The 19,806-nt window shown below is 59.3% G+C and carries 21 protein-coding genes; 6 read left to right on the top strand and 15 right to left on the bottom strand.

Features of this window, described 5'->3' with window-relative positions; translation table 11 throughout:
* Positions 1-4: 4 nt before the first annotated feature.
* The 5 genes from JS82_07805 to JS82_07785 all read right to left on the bottom strand — a co-directional run bounded on the left by JS82_07805 (position 5) and on the right by JS82_07785 (position 3,284).
* On the bottom strand, positions 5-745 hold the full coding sequence (locus JS82_07805; GenBank protein ID QHK18016.1) for an exosome complex exonuclease Rrp41: 741 nt from the start codon (positions 743-745) through the stop codon (positions 5-7).
* A gap of 2 nt (positions 746-747) precedes the next feature.
* Positions 748-1,464 (bottom strand): S1 RNA-binding domain-containing protein, encoded by a 717-nt coding sequence (locus JS82_07800; GenBank protein ID QHK18015.1) that lies wholly within the window; start codon positions 1,462-1,464, stop codon positions 748-750.
* A gap of 28 nt (positions 1,465-1,492) precedes the next feature.
* On the bottom strand, positions 1,493-2,188 hold the full coding sequence (locus JS82_07795; GenBank protein QHK18014.1) for a ribosome assembly factor SBDS: 696 nt from the start codon (positions 2,186-2,188) through the stop codon (positions 1,493-1,495).
* Positions 2,189-2,198: 10 nt separating this feature from the next.
* Positions 2,199-2,909 (bottom strand): archaeal proteasome endopeptidase complex subunit alpha, encoded by a 711-nt coding sequence (gene psmA / locus JS82_07790; protein QHK18013.1) that lies wholly within the window; start codon positions 2,907-2,909, stop codon positions 2,199-2,201.
* Positions 2,910-2,993: 84 nt separating this feature from the next.
* Positions 2,994-3,284 carry a hypothetical protein gene (locus tag JS82_07785; GenBank protein ID QHK18012.1) on the bottom strand — a complete coding sequence of 97 codons (291 nt, stop codon included), beginning with the start codon at positions 3,282-3,284 and terminating at the stop codon, positions 2,994-2,996.
* Between the two features lie 577 nt (positions 3,285-3,861).
* Between JS82_07785 and JS82_07780 the strand changes: the two genes are divergently transcribed.
* From JS82_07780 to JS82_07765, 4 genes are read left to right on the top strand one after another with little or no spacing between them, the layout of a single operon-like run.
* Positions 3,862-6,867 carry an FAD-dependent oxidoreductase gene (locus tag JS82_07780; protein ID QHK18011.1) on the top strand — a complete coding sequence of 1,002 codons (3,006 nt, stop codon included), beginning with the start codon at positions 3,862-3,864 and terminating at the stop codon, positions 6,865-6,867.
* Positions 6,868-6,873: 6 nt separating this feature from the next.
* Positions 6,874-7,293, top strand: a complete 420-nt coding sequence (locus JS82_07775; protein QHK18010.1) for a hydrogenase iron-sulfur subunit — start codon at positions 6,874-6,876, stop codon at positions 7,291-7,293.
* Positions 7,293-8,606 carry an oxidoreductase gene (locus JS82_07770; GenBank protein ID QHK18009.1) on the top strand — a complete coding sequence of 438 codons (1,314 nt, stop codon included), beginning with the start codon at positions 7,293-7,295 and terminating at the stop codon, positions 8,604-8,606. The genes JS82_07775 and JS82_07770 overlap by 1 nt, the downstream gene beginning before the upstream one ends.
* Before the next feature lies 1 nt (position 8,607).
* Positions 8,608-10,125, top strand: coding sequence for a Ni/Fe hydrogenase subunit alpha (locus JS82_07765; GenBank protein ID QHK18008.1), 1,518 nt, complete (start codon positions 8,608-8,610; stop codon positions 10,123-10,125).
* Between the two features lie 280 nt (positions 10,126-10,405).
* Here the strand turns inward: JS82_07765 and JS82_07760 are convergent, their stop codons facing one another.
* Genes JS82_07760 through JS82_07750 form a run of 3 tightly spaced genes read right to left on the bottom strand, consistent with a single transcriptional unit; the run spans position 10,406 to position 12,882 of the window.
* The gene (locus tag JS82_07760; GenBank protein ID QHK18007.1) at positions 10,406-11,206 is read right to left on the bottom strand and encodes a phosphoesterase; all 801 of its coding nucleotides are present in this window, start codon (positions 11,204-11,206) and stop codon (positions 10,406-10,408) included.
* Positions 11,203-12,579 (bottom strand): NAD(P)H-hydrate dehydratase, encoded by a 1,377-nt coding sequence (locus tag JS82_07755; GenBank protein ID QHK18006.1) that lies wholly within the window; start codon positions 12,577-12,579, stop codon positions 11,203-11,205. Before JS82_07755 ends, JS82_07760 begins: the two co-directional genes overlap by 4 nt.
* A 6-nt stretch (positions 12,580-12,585) precedes the next feature.
* Positions 12,586-12,882, bottom strand: a complete 297-nt coding sequence (locus JS82_07750; GenBank protein QHK18005.1) for a signal recognition particle protein Srp19 — start codon at positions 12,880-12,882, stop codon at positions 12,586-12,588.
* Positions 12,883-13,018: 136 nt separating this feature from the next.
* Between JS82_07750 and JS82_07745 the strand changes: the two genes are divergently transcribed.
* Positions 13,019-13,756 carry a hypothetical protein gene (locus tag JS82_07745; protein ID QHK18004.1) on the top strand — a complete coding sequence of 246 codons (738 nt, stop codon included), beginning with the start codon at positions 13,019-13,021 and terminating at the stop codon, positions 13,754-13,756.
* Positions 13,757-13,851: 95 nt separating this feature from the next.
* Here JS82_07745 and JS82_07740 read toward each other — a convergent pair whose 3' ends face one another.
* The 6 genes from JS82_07740 to JS82_07715 all read right to left on the bottom strand — a co-directional run bounded on the left by JS82_07740 (position 13,852) and on the right by JS82_07715 (position 18,808).
* Positions 13,852-14,232, bottom strand: coding sequence for a 30S ribosomal protein S8e (locus tag JS82_07740; GenBank protein ID QHK18003.1), 381 nt, complete (start codon positions 14,230-14,232; stop codon positions 13,852-13,854).
* Positions 14,233-14,310: 78 nt separating this feature from the next.
* Positions 14,311-14,955, bottom strand: coding sequence for a phosphoesterase (locus JS82_07735; GenBank protein ID QHK18002.1), 645 nt, complete (start codon positions 14,953-14,955; stop codon positions 14,311-14,313).
* 33 nt (positions 14,956-14,988) lie between these two features.
* Positions 14,989-16,896 carry a hypothetical protein gene (locus JS82_07730; protein ID QHK18001.1) on the bottom strand — a complete coding sequence of 636 codons (1,908 nt, stop codon included), beginning with the start codon at positions 16,894-16,896 and terminating at the stop codon, positions 14,989-14,991.
* A gap of 62 nt (positions 16,897-16,958) precedes the next feature.
* Positions 16,959-17,438: a GNAT family N-acetyltransferase gene (locus tag JS82_07725; GenBank protein QHK18000.1), complete on the bottom strand. Its 480-nt coding sequence runs from the start codon at positions 17,436-17,438 to the stop codon at positions 16,959-16,961.
* 178 nt (positions 17,439-17,616) lie between these two features.
* Complete coding sequence (locus JS82_07720; GenBank protein QHK17999.1) at positions 17,617-18,582, bottom strand: tyrosine-type recombinase/integrase; 966 nt, start codon at positions 18,580-18,582, stop codon at positions 17,617-17,619.
* Between the two features lie 4 nt (positions 18,583-18,586).
* Positions 18,587-18,808 (bottom strand): hypothetical protein, encoded by a 222-nt coding sequence (locus JS82_07715; GenBank protein ID QHK17998.1) that lies wholly within the window; start codon positions 18,806-18,808, stop codon positions 18,587-18,589.
* A gap of 200 nt (positions 18,809-19,008) precedes the next feature.
* Here JS82_07715 and JS82_07710 point away from each other — a divergent pair, with 200 nt between their 5' ends.
* A complete protein-coding gene (locus tag JS82_07710) occupies positions 19,009-19,614 on the top strand; it encodes a hypothetical protein (protein QHK17997.1) in 606 nt (201 codons plus the stop codon).
* Here the strand turns inward: JS82_07710 and JS82_07705 are convergent.
* The gene (locus tag JS82_07705) at positions 19,574-19,768 is read right to left on the bottom strand and encodes a hypothetical protein (GenBank protein QHK17996.1); all 195 of its coding nucleotides are present in this window, start codon (positions 19,766-19,768) and stop codon (positions 19,574-19,576) included. The two genes, JS82_07710 and JS82_07705, sit on opposite strands and share 41 nt — an antisense overlap.
* Between the last annotated feature and the right edge of the window lie 38 nt (positions 19,769-19,806).

Here is a 19,806-nt window from a genome sequence, read left to right as displayed (position 1 = left end):
TTGCTCATTCGGATCCCTCCTGTGCGGGTTTGGAGTAGCGCCTCTTGAGGGCGTCGACCTGGAGGTCGTGGACCTCGTGGCAGGCGTTGACGGCGAGCTCGATCGCGTGATCGAACTCCTCGCGGGTCATGTTCCCGTCCATCTGGAGCAGGACGATCTCGTCCGTGGAGGGGATGATGGCGATGGGCACGTCCGCCTGTCCGTAGTTGTCCTCCTCCTTGTTGAGGTCCAGCAGGACGTGGCCGTCGGCTTTGCCGGCGGCGATGGCGGGGACGATGTCCCTCATGGGGATGCCCGCGTCGGCGAGAGCGACGGATGCGGCGGTCAGACCGGCGCACCTTGTCCCGGCGTTGGCCTGGAGGATCTCGATGTACACGTCGATGGACGCGCGGGGGTAGAGCTCCGTGAGGACGACCTTCTCGAGGGCCTCGGAGATGATCTTGGAGATCTCGATGGACCTCCTGTCGGGTCCGGGCCTCTTCCTGTCGCTGACGGAGAACGCCTGCATGTTGTACTTGCACTGCACGATCGCCTTCTGAGGGTTCTGCAGGTGCCTGGGGTGGCACTCCCTGGGTCCGTAGACCGCGGCGAGGACCTTGTTCTTACCAATCTCAACGTATGCGGAGCCGTCTGCGTTGTTCAGGACTCCGGCCTCGATCTTGATCGGCCTGTGCTGCTCTTCGGTCCTGCCGTCGATGCGCATGCCGTTCTCATCTACCAATACCATGTCAGTATGTCCGCTCATTGTCACTCCTCCCCCTCATCATACTCTTCTTCTTCGCTCTGGGGGAGCTTGCTCTCGATAAACTCTTTGACCCTGTCTGTGAGGTTTCCGGCCTGGGCCTGGGCCTCGATCATCTTGATGGCCTGCACGGCCACCTCGGCGTTCTCGTCGTCTCCGTCGACCCAGATCATGCCGTTCTGTCCCACGGTGATGCGGCAGTCGGTCATGTTCTTCAGCATCGAGATCATGGATCCGCTCTTGCCGATGACCCTGGACACCTTGGAGTGGGGGATCTTGACGAGCCTTCCGCCCTGGATCCTCCTGAGTCCGGAGTCCTTCATGGTCACCTGGATCTTCTTGCTCTCGTCCACGGACAGGACCTTCAGGAGGACCACGTTGCCCATGCTGAGGTAGCGGGACGTGTCCCCGAACTCGACCTTCCAGGGGACCTCGTTCACATGCAGGGGCGCGGGGTAGGGCGCGCCGATGTCCACGAGCCAGTTGGACGGTCCGATGTCCACGATGACTCCGATGACAGTGTCCCCGGAGGTGGGCATGTAGCAGCCCCTCAGGGGGATGACGCCCACGGTGTTCTGGAACACGTTGCGGACGCCCATCACGCTCGCGCGAACCTTTCCGTCCTGCACGTAGGCGTTCTCGCCGGGTTTCATTCCGGTCCCGTCGAGCACATCGCCTGGCACGACGATCTCGCGCGTCTGTCTGGCGTTTCTTCTTTCCATTTCAATCACTTACTTCCAATGTTACAATTCAGCTCACGAGCTTCACGGACGCCGAGCCCTTGGTCTTATGCTTCAGCTTCTCCGTTATCTCGGTGATGAGTCCCGCGGGGATCTCCATGAGGCCGATCCAGGATCCGTCGGGCGTCCACTCCTCCCTGTCCACGATGCCGTAGTGGATGATGTCGTCGTAGCAACGGCCGTAGTCCGCGCCGTTGAGCTTGATGGCGATGCGGCTCTTTTCGAACCTGATCGGTATCAGGGGGCGGAGCAGCTTCATCGCCTCGTCGATCTCCTTCTCCAGCGGCTTGAAGGGGTCCACATGGAACTTCGCCTCCTCCAGGGCCAGTTCGATCCTGAGAGGGGGGTGGGGGGTGTGCGTCTGCGGGTTGATGGCGTTGGCGGCGATGTACGCGATCACCTGGTTCTTCTTCGCCTCGAGCATCTCCTTGCGCTGCTCGGCCGTGATCTGTATCTCGCCCTTCTCGACGATCTTCGCGGCGATCTCCGCGATGTCCTCGGTCCCGAAGGCCTCCTTGATCTTGTCCTCGGGCGGCCTTGTCCCCTTGCTGGCGTTCTTGAAGACGTCCTCCACGGCCATGTAGTCGACTATGTCGAACTTCTTGCCCTGCTTGACGAGGTCGAACACCTTCGGGTCGAGCAGGATCTCGAAGGTCTCGCCGTGGGTCTCCAGTCTCGCCACTATCGCGTCGTCGAGGTCTACCATCGTCCCAGCCTCACATCTTCTCGATGAGGGCGGAGATCTCCTCCTCGGAGAGTCTCCTGAACTTCTTGCCGATCTCGGCAACGCCGATCTCGATGGACTCGGCCTTCGGCTTGTCCTCGATCGCGGCCTCCATGGCCTTCAGTCCGAGGGCCATGGCGTTCTCGAAGGACATGTCGTCCTGGAACTCCTTCTCGAAGACCTCCATGACGGCCGGGCGGCCGTTCCCGATGCCGGTCGCCTTGTATGCGACGAGGGCTCCGGAGGGGTCGGTCTCGAAGAGGTGGGCCCCGAGGTCGTCGGTTCCGGCGACGAGGAGCGCCGTTCCGAAGGGACGGACGCCGCCGTACTGGGTGAAGTTCTGCTTGTAGTCGCAGACCTTCTTGACAAGCATCTCCACGGAGATGTTCTCCCCGTAGTTGACCCTGTGGACCTGCGCGTTCTTCCTGGCCTCGTCGACCAGGATCCTTGCGTCGGCGACGAGTCCGGATGTAGCGCACCCGATGTAGTCGTCGATCTCGTGGATCTTCTCGGTGGACCTGGGTTCCAGCAGCTTGCTGGAGGACCTCCTGTCCACGATAAGGGCCACCCCGTCCTTGTACTTCAGCCCGATGGTCGTGGATCCTTTCTTCACGGCCTCACGGGCGTACTCAACTTGGAACAATCTTCCGTCAGGGGAGAAAACTGTGCTGCCCCTGTCATAAGCCATCTGTCCGGGTTGCATAATGCCTGCTCCTTATACTTACCGCGACTGAATAAAGCGGGCGGTATATAGTAGTTGGCAACCGAGTTTCGGATGCCGTGCGGCTCATCTGCGACGCTTCTGGGGGACCCTCAGCGGGGGGTACCTGTCACGCAGCCCGCGGAGTGTGCCAGACGTCCTGACAGACCTGCATCCCTCGAAGGTCTCCGTCATCCTCTGGGTCACTGGCTCGCGGTCGTCCGGCGAGCATCTGACGACGGCTCTGCCCTCCGAGCATGTGATGACCTTCACGCTCCCGATCCCGTCGAGTGCCTGCGAGACGTCGTCGCGGCGCACGGGCTGGGGCACCTCGAAGAAGATGTAGCGCCTCCTGCCGCGTTCCGACTTGACGACCATGCCCGGTGCGAGAGGGGCAACGGATTTAACCGTTTCCCGAGGGAATGACCCAGAATATTAGGAAAACCTAAAAATGTAGCCTTGCGAAACTTTTCGGGTATTCGTTCGGACAGGCTCGCCTCCGACCAGGATAAACGGAACTTTATTCGGAAAACGATGATGTTTCCACGGAATCCGTGATGGATGGATGGATATCCAGCCGACAGGTATGAGCCAGCATTCCAAAAATCGATTTCCTCGCCGTCCCCGATATAAAATCGTTCGTATCTATGGTTCCCCTCAAAAAATCCTTCGTAATGTTACGAAGGAACTTCTGAATTGATACAAAATCATATGTTGCATTATATCTTAGGATAATACAAATTTCGATTATTTCCGTGATGTCTGGCTATTGTGGTTTTAGTGGCAACTAAAGGATTTAGGTAGTTATAAAAATCACGAGAATGGAAACGCGTTATCAAATGATTCATGAATATATAATGATTCCTTAGAAGCCATTATTATATCAGTCTCCATCTCCTCAACTATTCCAATTCACCAATTGGTATACGGAGGCAATGATTTGACAAAATCTGCATTGGTTATTGGTGGAGGAATCGCAGGAATCCAGGCTTCGTTGGATCTTGCAGACAGGGGCATTCATGTCTACCTGGTGGAGAAGGACCCCACCATCGGAGGAGTGATGTGCCGTCTGGACAAGACCTTCCCGACGAACGACTGTTCCGCATGTATTCTCTCGCCCAAAATGGCGGACTGTGCCGGACACCCCAACATCGACGTTCTGACCTACCACGAGGTTCAGAAGGTCGAGGGAGAGGCCGGGGACTTCAAGGTCACCGTCCTCAAGAAGGCCAGGTACGTCAACCCCAAGGAGTGTACAGGATGCGGCGACTGTCTCGCCAAGTGTCCCGTCAAGAACATTCCCGACAAGTACGAGTTCGGCCTCACCAACAGGAAGGCCATCTACATCCCCCATGCGCAGGCTGTCCCTCGTGTCGCCATCATCGACAAGGACTACTGCAACATGATCAAGAAGGGCAAGTGCGGACTCTGCGCCAAGAACTGCGGAAAGGGTGCCATCCACTACGATGACAAGGACGAGCTCATCACCCTCGAGGTCGGATCCATCATCGCCGCTCCCGGATTCGCCGTCTGGAACGCCGCCAACGCCAGCGAGTACGGCTACGGAAGGTTCCAGAACGTCGTCACCGCCATCGAGTACGAGAGGATCATGTGCGCTTCCGGACCTCACAGGGGACACATCGTCGTGCCCTCCAGCGGAGAGGACCCCAAGAAGATCGCCTACATCCAGTGCTGCGGATCCAGGTCCGAGAAGAAGGGCTGGAAGAAATACTGCTCTTCCGTGTGCTGCATGTACGCGACCAAGCAGGCCATGATCACCAAGGAGCACGGAGACCTCCAGGAGGACATCTTCTTCATGGACATCAGGTCCTACGGAAAGGAGTTCGAGGCCTACATCCACCGCGGTGAGAACGAGTACGGAATCAAGATGCACAGGGGAGCCCGCGTGTCCAACGTCGAGGAGGACCCCGTGACCAAGAAGCTGACCATCAGCTACACCGACGACGAGAACAACGGAGTCTCCGAGGAGTTCGACATGGTCGTCCTGTCCGTCGGACTCGTGCCCCCCGAGGGAGCCCAGGAGTTCGCCGACATGCTCGGAATCGAGCTCAACGAGTACGGGTTCTGCAAGACCACCGTCTACCACCCGCTCGAGACCACAAGGAAGGGAGTCTTCGTCACCGGTGCCTTCGCCGCACCCAAGGACATCCCCACATCCGTCGCCGAGGCCTGCGGAGCTTCCGCCAAGGCCGGTGCCTACATCGTCGACGAGAACTTCGAGCCCTGCGCCCCCAAGATCTATCCCCCCGAGAAGGATGTCGAGGGCAAGGAGCCCCGTGTCGGAGTATGGGTCTGCCACTGCGGAATCAACATCGGATCCGTGGTCGACGTCCCCGCAGTCACCGAGTACGCCAAGACCCTGCCCCATGTCGTCATGGCCAGCGAGTCCCAGTACGCCTGCGCTCAGGACTGTCTCGAGTCCATCTCCAACGCCATCAAAGAGCACGACCTGAACAGGGTCGTCGTCGCGTCCTGCACACCCAGGACACACGAGCCTCTCTTCAGGGAGGCCTGCAGGAACGGAGGTCTGAACAAATACCTCTGCAACATGGCCAACATCCGTGACCAGTGCTCCTGGATCCACATGCACGAGCACGAGGCCGCCACCAACAAGGCCAAGGACCTGCTGAGGATGGCAATCGCCAAGGCCTGCCTGCTCGAGCCTCTGGTCGGTGCCGAGATCCCCGTCACCAACGCCGCCGCCGTCATCGGTGGAGGAATCACCGGAATGACCGCCGCTCTGGACATCGCTGCCCAGGGATACCCCGTCCACCTCGTCGAGAGGGAGAACGAGCTCGGAGGATTCGCCCGCAACTTCCGCCACAAGGAGGACGGAGTCGCCGTTCAGGACTTCCTCACCGAGACCATCCAGAAAGTCGAGAGCAACAAGCTGATCACCGTCCACAAGGGTGTCACCGTCAAGGACATCCCCGGATACGTCGGTAACTTCAAGCTCCAGCTCTCCGACGGTGCAGAGTACCCCGTCGGTGTCGTCCTGTTCGCCGTCGGTGCGACCCCCTACGAGCCCACCGAGTACAACAACGGAAAGGACCCCAAGGTCATGACCCAGACCGTCGCGGAGAAGAAGATCGAGGACGGATCCTTCAACGGACAGGACGTCGCGTTCATCCAGTGTGTCGGATCCAGGTCCAAGGACGTCGCCTACTGCAGCCGTGTCTGCTGCGCAGCTTCCCTGCGCGAGGCCATCCAGATCAAGATGAAGAACCCGATGGCCAACGTCACTGTCATCCACAAGGACATCAGGACCTACGCCTTCCGCGAGGAGCTCTACTACAGGGCCTGCCAGCTGGGAGTCAAGTTCCTGAGGTACCCCGTCGACGACGAGCTGCCCGCCTACGACGGAAACGTCGTCAAGGCCTACGATGCCACTCTCGGAGCCGAGGTCGAGATTCCCGTCGACACAGTCATCCTGGCCGCCGGAATCGCCCCCGACAGAGAGAACAAGGAGAACCTCGCCAAGATGGTCAAGGTCCCCATCTCCAAGGACGGATTCTACTTCGAGGCCCACCAGAAGCTGAGGCCCGTCGACTTCGCAACCGAGGGAGTCTACGTCGCCGGAACAGCCCACTGGCCCAAGTTCATGGACGAGTGCATCGCCCAGGCCTCCGGAGCCGCCTCCAGGATGCTGACCGTCATCTCCAAGGACAAGCTGATCTCCGAGGGTATCACCGCCGTCGCCAACCCCGACCGCTGTGACGGATGCGGAGTCTGCGTCGGATGCTGCGACTACAACGCCATCACCCTGGTGGAGCAGCCCAACGGAGGATTCAAGAGCAACGTCAACCCCGGTCTGTGCAAGGGATGCGGATGCTGTGTCGCGTCCTGTCCTGCCAGTGCCATGGAGCAGAGAGGCTTCAGGAACAAGCAGATCATCGCAGAGATCGACGCATGCCTCGACTACCCCGTCGGAGGAGAGTGATTCAAAATGGCAGATTTCGAACCCAGAATCGTTACGTTCTGCTGCAACTGGTGCTCCTATGCCGGTGCAGACGGAGCCGGAGTTGCCAGGCTTCAGATGCCCACCAACTTCCGTATCATCAGGACCATGTGCTCTGCACGTGTCGACCCCGAGTTCGTCCTCAGGGCCTTCGCCAAAGGTGCAGACGGAGTCATGGTTCTCGGATGCCACCCCGCAGACTGCCACTACATCGGTGGAAACTACAGGGCCAGGAGGAGGATCGCGCTCCTGAGGATGGTCCTGGAGCAGTACGGATTTGACCCCAAGAGGCTCAAGCTCGAGTGGGTCTCCGCGTCTGAGGGAGAGAAGTTCCAGAAAACAATCGTCGAGTTCGTGGACACCATCAAGGCCCTCGGACCCACACCCCTCAAGAAGGAGGCGAACTGATGGGATTCTTTGACAAGCTGTTCAAGAAGAAGGAAGAGAAAAAGGAAGAGCCTGCCGCGAAGCCGAAGGCCGAGCCCACCTCGACCTCCGCTTCCTTCAAGGTAGAGCCCGCACCCGCCAAGACCGAGGCCCCCAAGGCGGCCGCGCCCAAGTCCGACGGAGCCAACCCCGGCCCCTACGACTTCATCGTCCCGCCCGTGGCCACAGCCGAGGATGCCAGCGTCCCCAAGGACGCCATCCTGCCCGCTGCCGACCTCGGACCCCTCCTGCCCGGAGCACCCGCCGGCGGAAAGATCAAGCTGGCGGTCTACTGGACCGCCGCCTGCGGTGGATGCGACGTGTCCCTGCTGGACACCCACGAGAGGCTGCTGACCATCGGCGACATGGCCGACATCGTCATGTGGCCCGTCGCCGCCGATGGAAAGGAGAAGGACATCGCCGCCATGGAGGACGGAGAGATCACCGTCTCGCTCATCAACGGAGCCATCAGGAACTCCGAGAACGAGCACATGGCCAAGCTGCTGAGGCAGAAGTCCAAGATCGTCGTCGCCTACGGAACCTGCGCCATGTTCGGTGGAAGCCCCGCCCTGGCCAACCTGGTCCCCGGAGGAGCCGAGGAGATCCTGGACTACGTCTACACCAAGACCCCCTCCTCAGCCAACTTCCAGGCGGACTACCACAAGGACGCACCCGTGATCCCCCAGACATCCTACCAGGCCCCCGAGGGAGAGCTCACCATCCCGACCCTGTACGACACCGTCAAGACGCTCGACCAGGTCATCGATGTTGACTACTCCATCCCCGGATGCCCGCCCCTCCCCGAGTCCATCAGCCAGCTGCTGAAGGCCGTCGAGGACTTCGCCTACAACGGAGTGCCCCTCCCGCCCAAGGGAACCGAGATCGGAATCACCACCAAGACCCTGTGCGAGGAGTGCCCCAGGAAGAAGGAGAACGCCAGGATCACCGAGATCAAGGAGCCCCACGAGGTCGACATCAAAGAGGGCGTCTGCCTGATGGACCAGGGAATCCTCTGTCTCGGACCCGCCACCATGGGCGGATGCGGTGCCAGGTGCACCAGGGCAGGACAGCCCTGCCGTGGATGCTACGGCCCGTCCCCCGATGTGCAGGAGCAGGGTGCCAGTATGTTCACCGCCGTCGCTTCGCTGTTCCCCGTCCTCGACGAGGACCCGACCTGCGGCGAGGACGAGATCATCAAGATCATGAGCACCATCAAGGACCCGCTCGGGTACTTCTACGCCTACACACTCGGAAAGTCTCTCATCAAGAGAGCAGTCAAGGAAGGAGGTCAGTGAAATGACAGCACCTATCATTTGGGATGACAAGCAGAAAGTCACCGGAAACCGTGTGACCGTTGACCCTATCACCCGTCTCGAGGGACACGGGAAGATCGAGATCTTCCTGGACGACAAGGGAGACGTCCAGAACGCCTACTGGCAGGTTCCCGAGCTCAGGGGATTCGAGAGGTTCTGCATCGGAAGGAAGGTAACAGAGCTCAACCAGATCACCGCCAGGCTCTGCGGTGTGTGCCCCGGTGCCCACCACATGGCCGCCACCAAGGCGATCGACGGATGCTACAACACCAAGCCCACCGACACAGCCTACCTCATCAGGGACACGTTCTACAACGCCCACTTCGTGCACAGCCACATCGCGCACTTCTACGCCCTGGCTGCGCCCGACTTCGTGTGCGGACCCGCGGCCCCCGCCGCGGAGAGGAACGTCCTCGGTGTCATCGGACGCGTCGGACTCGAGCTCGGTGGAGCCGTCGTCAAGACCCGCCGTGAGGCCCAGAACATCCAGGCCATCATCGGTGGAAAGCCCACCCACCCCCTGATGGGAGTCCCCGGAGGAGTCTCCAAGGGAGTCTCCAAAGAGGAGCAGCAGCAGATCATCGGGTTCGCCCAGGACATGGTCGAGTTCTCCAAGACCTCCCTGCAGGTGTTCAAGGACGTCGTCCTGAACAACAAGGAGTACATGGACATCGTTCTGAACCCCGACCTGTACTACCACGAGACCTACCACATGGGACTCGTCAACGACAAGGACCAGTTCGAGATTCACGACGGAAAGGTCAAGGTCGTCAACCAGAAGGGAGAGCAGACCCACCTCTACGACCCCTACGACTACCTCGACAACATCGCCGAGGCTGTCGAGCCCTGGTCCTACGAGAAGTTCCCCTACCTGAGGAACCCCGGATACAAGGGACTCGTCGACGGACCCGAGAGCGGACTCTACAGGGCCTCGCCCCTGTCCAGGCTCAACGTGTGCAAGGAGATGCCCACGCCCCTGGCCAACGACGCTCTGCAGGAGTACCGCGGCATCCTGAAGGACGCCGGTGTCGAGGGACCGTGCCAGCACACCCTGGTTACCCACTGGGCAAGGATCATCGAGATGGTCTGCTGCGCAGAGAAGTGTCTCGAGGACGCTCAGAACCCCGACATCACCAACGGAGACATCAAGCAGAAGGACATCGTGGCCGGCGGACGCGGAGTCGGTTGCGTCGAGGCTCCTCGCGGAACCCTGACCCACGACTACACATGCGACGAGAACGGAATCGTCACCGCATGCAACATGGTCGTCGGAACCACCAACAACAACGGTCCCATCTGCATGGATGTCGCCAAGGTCGCTAAGGCGCTGATCCACAACTTCGAGGTCTCCCCCGGTCTGCTGAACATGGTCGAGATGGCGTTCAGGGCTTACGACCCCTGCAACTCCTGCGCTACCCATGCTCTGCCCGGCCAGATGCCTCTGACCGCTGAGATCAGGAACGCCGACGGTTCCATCTACGACGTCATCAGCCGCAACTGATACCGTTGAAAACGGGAGGGGACTCCCCTCCCTTTACAAACCACTTCCTTTCTTCTCCATAGGAAATTCACATCCGTCCGCTCCAGTGGAAATCCGTCGCACTTCTACGAGGTTTCCACACATCCAGTGACGGAAACAGTCGGGATTGCAGGGTTTATGTATGGTTCAGGGCGGTTTTAATACCTGAATCAGCAGAAAAGCACGGTCATGGAAGATATGCATCTCCAACAGGGACCTATGGAACACGACACGAATCTCCAGTGGAAATGATGGGGGGTAGTCAGGAGTACTTGGCCCTTCTCTGAGGCGTGTCCTTGTACCTGCTGTAGTCCTTTCCGGTGACCATGAGATCGGAACGCTTGCCGAGGTCTATTCCGTCGAGGAGGTAGAGGTGCGCGTTATCCACATCCACCAGATCGCTGTTCAGGACCGGGCCGAGCAGATCCTCCCCGATGACATTGACCGGGGAACCGCCCAGCATGCGGTTGAACGCAGGGACCACGATGAAGCCCTTCGGCAGTCTCGGGAATCTGGCGTCCTGAGCGCCCTCCCTGAATCTTCCCCTGAACCAGCACGGTTCCGTCGTGCGCCTTCCGACGCCGTCCCTGAACATCACGGCTGGATGGTTGTGCGCCATGACGAGAGTCTCGCAGCCCATGACGTCCTCAGATGGCCATGTGTGGCCGTGGATGAACCCCACATCCCCGAGCTTCAAACCAGTGGCGGGGCGGATCTTCACCCTGCCGGGGAGGAACTCCTCTATGCTGGTGTCATGGTTCCCGCGGACCACGTCGATCATGTCGAATCTCTCGAAGAGGCTCTCGAAGAAGTCGGGTATCTCGCGGTATTCCTGCTTCGTCGACCCAGGCACAGAGTCCTTCACGTCCCCTATGACGATGAGGCGCGTGACATAGTCGTCCGCTGCCGCCAGAATCGTCTCGTGCATGTCCGATGTGCGAGACACCAGGTGGAACCCCTTCGATCTCAGATGAGATTCCACACCTATGTGCAGGTCCCCTATGACCAGGCAGTTCTCCACGATCAGCGCCGGGATATCGTACACCGGTTGGATCTCTGTCATCTCAGGCCGTCCCTCAGAACATGCGGGATCTCATCGATGACGTCGGTCGCGATGAGTCCGTACGATTTGTCCGCGAAGGCGTATTCGCCCGCCCTGCCGCAGATGTAGGCCGCCAGGCATGCGGAGTCGAATGGTGTCATCCCCTTGGAGAGCAGTGCGGCGGTTGCCCCTGCGAGGACATCGCCGGTTCCCGCACCGGTCATGGCGGGGGTACCTGAGCGGTTCAGCCGCGTCCTCCTGCCGTCAGAGATCTCGTCGGTCGCGCCCTTGAGAAGGACGACGGCATTCAACTTCTCCGCCAGTTCGTTCGGGCAGCAGGTCCCGCCCAATCTTCTGAACTCCTCATGATGCGGGGTCAGCACGACGTTTCCGCGGAATTCCATCCCGACGACAGCTGTGATGCCGTCGGCGTCTATCACCATCGGGACCTTGCAGGCGGAGACGAACGATCTCACAGCCTCCATTGTGTCCTCGTCCGTTCCGAGGCCGGGACCGATAAGCACGGCATCGTAGTTCTCGGACTCGGAGAGGAGCTGTTCCACGGAATCCGTCGTCAGCCTATCGCCAGAGAGTCTGGTGATCATGAGTACGGGACTGGCCTCCGCAACGGCATCGAATATGGATTCGGGAGTGAAGAGTCTGACTATGTCGGCTCCAGTCCTGAGGGCGGACATGGAGGCCATGATCGGGGCTCCGAAGTAAGGTCCTCCGGCCACGATTATCAGCCTGCCGTTCTGTCCCTTGTGGCTGCACTTCCCCGGAACGGGGTATCTGAGCATGTCCCCGGGTCCGGTGGCATCGACCGCCTCCGCGGGGATGCCTATGTCGGCTATGATGATCTCCCCGCTGTTCTCGCGCGTCATCCCCTCCTTGATGTCGTGGAATGTGACCGTGGCTACGGGGTGGACGGACATGTCCGTTCCGAGCCCGGACGGGATATCGACGGACACGACGGTGCCGGAATCCGACGATGCTGCGATGAAGCTCCTGTACGGTTCCCTGACGTCTCCTCTCGCTCCCGTCCCCAGGGCGCAGTCCACGACGACATCGTACTCGCGGAGGTCGGTCTTGGAGTAGTCGACGATGGGGCATCTCAGTTCGGAGTAGAAGTGCCACGCTGCATCGGTGTGGATCTCTGAAGGCTTCTTTAGAAGTGACACTGACACCCTGCGGGGATCCATGAGCGAGGCGGCGGCGAAGCCGTCACCGCCGTTGTTTCCCGGTCCGCAGACGAACACGATCCTCCTATCGGGGAATCTCCTGTCCAGGAAATCGGCGACCGCCTTCCCAGCGTTGCCCATGAGCTCTGTGACGGACACCCCGAGAGCCTCGGCGTTGGCATCCATCACTCTGGAGTCCAGAGGACTCATCAAAACAGATCACTTCCTCTGGTTGCTCACGAGGATCTCCCCGATCTTAGGGAGCAGCTCGGTCTTGGACATGACGCCTCTCTCGACCTTGACGCATCCGTGCCTGGCGCGGGGTGCCTTCGGATAGGACATGTCCTCGCGGACCTCGTACTCGAGGTCGAGAATCATCGCGCCTTTGGCGATGATGTCGAGGTCGGGGTTGGACACGCACAGCTCCTTGGGGAGCCTTCTTCCCTCGGACCTGGTGCGGTTGATATCGAAGTACTCGGGCCAGAGGGTTATCGCTATGTCCGGGTCGTATGCCATGTCCCACTCATTCGCTCTTCGATATTTATTACTTGGCGACTGTGGTTCGGGGACTTTGCCTCACGGCTCGGAAACTGAGATGCGCCTCCAAGTGTTCCGAAGTGTACATTTTATACTATGCATCAATATCCGAACCATGGATGCCACTCTCAGGAGACTGAAGGTCAGAGACATCCCGCCGGTGCCCCCCGAAGTCATCGAATCGTTCAGGAATCACAGGGTCACCATGGTCCCGTTCGAAGAGCGTGGAAGAGTCATCACAGATCCCAAGCTGAGATTCGAGAACGGTGTCGGGGAGTTTGTCGACGGTTCCTTCATGGTCTCCGTGTCTTGTCCCATGCACGGAGTGACACGGGACATGCTCGTGTGGTGGCTATGGTGGTTCCCGCAGGATGTCGAACGCTTCCGTGCCTGGCTGCCCGAGGCGAACTTCGAGATCACGTACTCCGAGGACGACCGCGATTTTTTCATGGCGCAGGATGTTCCGTCCTTCCGTCCCGTCACGCTCTATCCGAACCAGGCGGTCGGCGATTTCTTCTTGCCGTTCAGGATAGATCTGGTCATGCCGGACCAATTCGGCTTCACGGAGAAGGACATCGAGGAGGCAGGGGACCCGTTGCTGGTATGCGGTCACATGATGGCCCGCAAGGGCAAGTTCCTCTACTCGGACTTCGTCTACTCTGTGTACCCTACGGAATACGGCAGTCTGTTCAACGCGAGATTCTGGATAGGCCGCAACAACGGAAACCTGTTGCTTCGTCTGCTCCTTCTGAACGAGCGGAGAATGATGGGTCTCGCAGAGGTATGCTATCGTCAGTACGCCTGTCTTGACGGGATGCTGCCGGAGTTGTATCGTGAGAACCATCAGGATTGAATCATGGAGAGTCCTGCGAGCTGATGAACACGAACTCGTGAGGATAATATGAGAACCGGGCCCACGGGGGCCGGTAAGGGGTTTAATGGATTCGATTACTCAAGCAGAACAGCATTGATGGCGCCATCCTGTCCAGGCCTGGACGTGACGATGGCGTCGCCGATCTCGGTAGTGATGGTCGCCCCTTTGTTCATGATGTTACGCTGAACGTAGTTGGGGTCAGCCGGGTTGGACTTCACAGTCAGGATTTTGACTTTCTTGACTGTGTTGGTCTTCTTATCGACCACATTGGCGTACTGGGCGCTGAGCATTCCAACCTTGACACTTCCGCCGGCTCCGCGATACTGCTTGAGGCTCTGCTCACCGATTCTGGTGAACTGCTTCTCTCTGCCGATCTCGAACTTCCTCTTGCCCTGGTTGGCGACGAGCCTGCCGCCTGTGGGCTTCCTGTTGGATTTACCCTGCCAAAGTGCCATTGTAATCAAGCAGGCTAATCATGGTTCCATATTTAAAGTTAAGCGTGGGGGACCCGGGGCATCTCCCCGGGACAACTCTCATGCGGATGCCGGGCCGAGCATCTCAACCTCGACCTTTCCGTCGGAGATGTCGACTACGGCGCAGTATCCCTCCTTCGCCGGTCCGGGGTTGACGAATGTGGTGCCGTCGACGACTTTGCATCCGATGGCCTCGTGGATGTGCCCGGAGAGAGCCAGGATGGGATGGAACTCATCGACGATCCTCTTGACCGCGGGACTTCCCACATGCGCTCCGGAGGGGATCTCGTCGAGGATGCCGAACGACGGGGCATGGGTCATGAGGATCATGCCCTCGCAAGCGTTCTTCCTCAGACCTTCGTACAGGTCATCCTCCTCCAGTTCGAAGGCGGTGTGGAATATGGTGATGTTGGAGCCCCCGAGGCCGACCAGTCTGTATCCGCCCATCGCTGCGGAGTTGCCGTGCATGTCGACCGCTACATCCCTGATCTTCTCGGGCAGGTCCAGCGGGTCGCAGTTGCCGGGGATGACGTAGACCCTGGACTTGATCTTGGATATGATCTCCGCGGCCTGCTCCCCGGTTCCGAAATCGGTCACGTCGCCGAGGAACACGACGAACTCGGCCCCGCTCCTCTCGATCTCCGCGTTGAAACGGTCGATCATGGATTCGTTCTGGTGCAGGTCGGTGATGACGAGGAATTTCATGCACCCGAATCGCATCATCCGTACTTACAACTATCACGGTCGGACCCTGAGGGATGCGACCGGGCCGTCCTTGAGGTAGCCTTCGACAATCATGTCCATCATCATACGGCGGTTCTTCCTGTAGGTGGCCATGACCGCCTCCGCCCTGCGGACGCATTCCATGTCGAACGGTTCGAGGCCGTCGGTTTCCGCCACGCCTCTCGCAGTATCCGAGTCCGGGTCGTCCGACATGACGTCCGCCACCGCCCTCCTGCCATCCTCGGACAGCTGGGGGATGGCCTTGTAGAGCGAGGAGCACTGGATGGACAGGGAGTCCTGTCTCATCAGGAACTTGCGGGCGAGGGGGTCGGACTCCCTGTCCGCGTTGAGCATCATCTTCTGGGAGATGCTGGCCGAGAGCACCGTGAGTCCCGCCTCCTCCTCGGGGTCCTTTCTGCCATCCAGGGCATCGCGTATGTTGTGGATCCTCTCCAGGCTGATGCGTACCGACCTCACGGAGAGCTCCACGTTCTCGTCCCTGACCCTGTACGGGAGGACGACGCGGTTGGCGATGGTGGCCACCATGATCCCCGCGGCGGTGAACATCACACGGTCCGTGACCATCCCGGATTCGGGGGTGTCGGCCGTCAGGGACGAGACTATCATGACCAGCAGCGTGAACAGGAACATCTTCCTGTCGTAGCGTCCGTCGTCCAGGAGCACGTAGACGTAGGCGGCCACCACACCCACGGCCGTCAGGGCGATGCTGTTGTCGCCGGTGGCGATCACCGCGACTGCGAACACCAGGACTCCGAGCACGGTTCCGCTGAAACGCATGACGGACATCTTCCAGGAGTCCTCCACATAGGGCACTATCAGTGCGATGACTGTGTAGAGCAGCACCTGCGCGTTCTCCCAGCCCCAGTACTCCCAGGCGAAGGCGACCATCGCGAAGATGAGGCCCATGCGAACCGCGAAGGTGAATCTGGCGGAGTCGCGGCGGGCCTCCTCCCTCAGGGCCTTGACGACGGTGCCGATGTCGCGGCCCCTCTCCGACCCGTACGTGCTGTCGTCCCCGCCGGACTCGAGGTAGGCCAGCTCCCTGTGTATGTCCCTCAGGATGAGGTCGGTCCCGCCGGCAGCCCCGGGGTTGGAGGCGAGGTATGACTCCACCGCGCCCCTGACATCCGATGCGCCGCACTCTCCTCTCTCGTGGGAGACGACAGCATCAAGGACGGACCCGAGGTTCCTCAGGGAGTCCTCGGACCAGTCGCCCCTGCACACCACGCGGCCCAGGTCAGCCAGGGACACCGCCAGGTCAAGAACAGTGCGGTCGTTGGGCGTCGTGAAGAAGTGGCTCTTCAGCCTGTCGTACATGTTGCGGTTCAGGTCGGCCGCGAGCCTGTCGATCTCGGAGTGGTCGGGGGACTCTCCGCGGAGCACAGCCTCCGAGCACCTGCGTATCTCCTCGCACATCGCCACGATCCCGTTGTGGCTGGTCCTGCTGCGGCTCCCCCTGTTCATGACCACGTTCAGTCCGACGATGAACACGGCGCTCACGGCAAGGACCAGGAGACGGTCCGGCATCTCGGATATGGTGATGGGGGTCGTGACCATCGTCACGTAGAACAGCAGCATCGGGAAGTGCATCGGCGACTTCAGGTCCTGCATGGACAGGAAGACCACCAGGAACACAACGATGAAGTTCATCAGGAGGCCCAGGTAGGGGTCCAGGGACGCTAGGAACGCGCCCACGCCCATCAGGACCATGAAGACCATGATGCTGCACAGGTTGGAGAAGGGTCTCACCGACAGATCCTTGGACAGCATGATCATGGCGGCCGATGCGACGGTCACGCCGACCACCGCGTACGAGGTCCCGAAAAGGGCCAGGAACACGACCATGAAGAGCCCTATGATGAGGAACATGGCCGTCTTGCCGCCCAGAGTCCTGCCGTCCATGCTCAAGCCAGGCCTTCCCTCCATAAAAAAACGGCGGAAACTTCACCGATGCCTGCATGATCTCAGAGGTCCGTATCCAGACGCTTCTCCATGACGAGGCGTCTGTTGTGGAGTCCCATCCTCCCCTTCGCGACGTACCCCGATCTCTCGTACAGGCGCAGTGCGCCGGAGTTCTCGACGTTCACGTCAAGCCGGACGGCGGATATGCCCTCGGACCGGGCCAGATCCTCGACCATGTGCAGGATCAGGGTGCCGATCCCCATTCCGCGGAACTCCCCGAACAGATAGAGCTTGCTGAGGACCATGCTTTCCCCGGCGATACCGAATGCCACGTAGCCCGCACGCTCGCCGTCGTACATTATGAAGGCGTAGCGGATGCCCTCGGACATATGTCTCCTTATCGCATCAGGGGACTGGTTGTCTTCCAGGAACTCCCGGACCACATCCTCCGGTTCGTATCCGTAGACCTCGTAGAACAGTGGATATGCGATCTCCGAGACCGTCTCCGCCTCATCCGGTCCGACGAACTCGAGGTCAATCATGCAGGGTCCATGTTGGTCTATCAAGATAAAATCGACAGTGGGTTCCAGAGTATCCCGACTGTTGTCGGAAAGGACAGTGCAGAGGGGACTCGATAATCTCGATAAGAAATGTATGGCGTGGAGAGGGGTGCACCAAACCTTTTCGCATCCAGACGGTAACGATAACAGGCCCAATCCGTCACTCTCCGTCAATGAACGAATTCTTGGTCTCGCGGATGGCCCTCTCGGACCTCTGGCGGGCGTAGTAGCGCTCGGTGGTCTTGGTGGAGCTGTGGCCCATGTTCACGCTGACGTTCTCGATGGAGACCCCCTTGTCCTTGAGGTACTGCCCGTAGGTGCGACGGCACATGCGGCCATCGAATCTCATACCGCACGCTTTCTCAACGTTCCCGCGGATTTGGCGGATGGACTTGTCGGTGAGGATCTCGAAGCGCTTGTGGGAGAAGAACACGTATTCGCACTCGGCACCGCACAGGTCCAGGTACTGCCGGCGTATGCGGAGGTAGCGCTCAATGGCGGGGACGAACTTCGGGATTATGAACACGGTTCTCGGCTCGCCGTAGGTGTCGTTGCCCTTCACGTGATCCAGGAATATGGTGGCGCATTCGTCCTCAATAATGATGTTCTCCGCCTTGGCATGAACCATCTCCACGGTGCGGAGACCTGCCCCCGCGTAGAGCGCGAAGAGGGCGAACGCGCGAAGCCCCCAGAAGTCGTTGTCGGGGACCTCGGAGGCGATCTCCAGAATACGGTCGAGGTCCTTCTCGGACATCACCGGAAGGCGGTGGGAGCTCTTCCTGGAGGACAGCGACGGGCATCTGGCCTTGTAGTCATGGATGCACCCGTTCCCGTAGTAAGAACAGAGTTTGTCCAGGTCGATGAAGTCCTTCTTGATGGAGTCGTTACAGACGTGCCCTCCGTTCACAAGGCGGGTCCTCAGGAACTCGTGGTAGACCGCGATGTCCTCCACGGTCAGGTGCTTGGGGGAGGTCGTGGATATCCTGCCCTCGGACCTCAGGAGATTCAGGTCCTTCTCCATGCGGTTGTAGCGTCTCTCCATGATCTCGAGGGTCGATTCGGCACGGTTCCCCGTGTACTGGCGCATGACCTCGTTGACGCACTCGCGGAACGGATAGCGGCCCATGGGATCACTCGAACCCCGCCTCGTCGAGGCAGCGGGACTCCAGGCGGATGAAGAAGGACTGGAGCTCGAGGAAGCGGTCGATCTCGTCCCCGCGGAGGGAGCTCATGGGGAACTCGCGGAGGATGTTGGCGATGCAGCAGACGTCTATCAGACGGGAGAACTGGTGGTAGGGGATCTTCGGAAAGGGTTCGGCCTCGCGGTCGATCGGACGGAGGCCTGTTATCACCTCCTCTAAACCGGTTTGGGCGGTCGCAGCTAACTTCGCTGCCACGGCACACACGGGAACCATGGCATGGCTCTGATCGGACATGTTAGGCATGTATGTTTACCTCCTCTGTGATGTAAGTAAACACTAAGCATAATTTAAAAGTATGTAAGTGAAAACTTAGCAACTGTTTATGAACACTAATCAAAGTATTACTTTCAATGGCGGAAGGAAAGGGAAAGGTAACAGATTCCGATGGGAAGAGGACCAAGCAGGTCATGGTGCGTTTCCCGAAGTACACCGTTGAGAGGATTGACGACTACGCCGGCGACACCCACTCCTCACGCCCGGATTTTGTCATCGACTCCGTTCGTCAGTACATTCCGCACATTGTCAGGGAGGCGGCGACGGTCATCACTGAGATCGAGGCGGTGGACGTTTCCCGCCAGGCCAAGGATATGTTCTTCATCGAGAGGATGGGGGAGAGGATGTTCCCCGAGACGGAATCCTACAGGAAGTCGAAGGAGGGCAGTCCGAAGGGTCAGGATATCAGCGTTCTGGTGAGCTTCCCAACGGGACTCAACGATAGGATCCTCAGAACGGTGGAGTCAACGAATCTGTTCTCGAGTAATCAGGAACTGATTAAGACTGCTGTCCACTGGATGCTGAACCATATGGGGGATGTGGAGAATGGATTGGAAGTGGTTTCAGAGTTCCAGTCTACCAGGGATAACGGCAAGGCGTTGGAGAAGGAGCTGGAACGGATAAGGAAGGAACTGGGCAACGTCAATCGAGTGTTGTTTGGACCTTTTTCTTCTTCCCGATGAAGGCGATGTCAGGTTTGCCCGGAACATTGTTGACATTCTTACGGTAACGAAGTCCGCGGGACCAAAGTTCTTTTCTGAGTTCTACTTCTATCTTGGTATCTTTTGAACGGATACGTGACATATTGTAATGGATTTGTTCAGGTGATTTCTTCACATTATCATGTCTGAGGGTTTATTTTTAAAGGTCTTGTA

This window comes from Methanomassiliicoccaceae archaeon DOK (genome assembly GCA_009911715.1).
Taxonomy (GTDB): domain Archaea; phylum Thermoplasmatota; class Thermoplasmata; order Methanomassiliicoccales; family Methanomethylophilaceae; genus Methanoprimaticola.
Note: the sequence above shows the minus strand (reverse complement) of the source record. Positions and strands in the feature narration are given on the sequence as shown.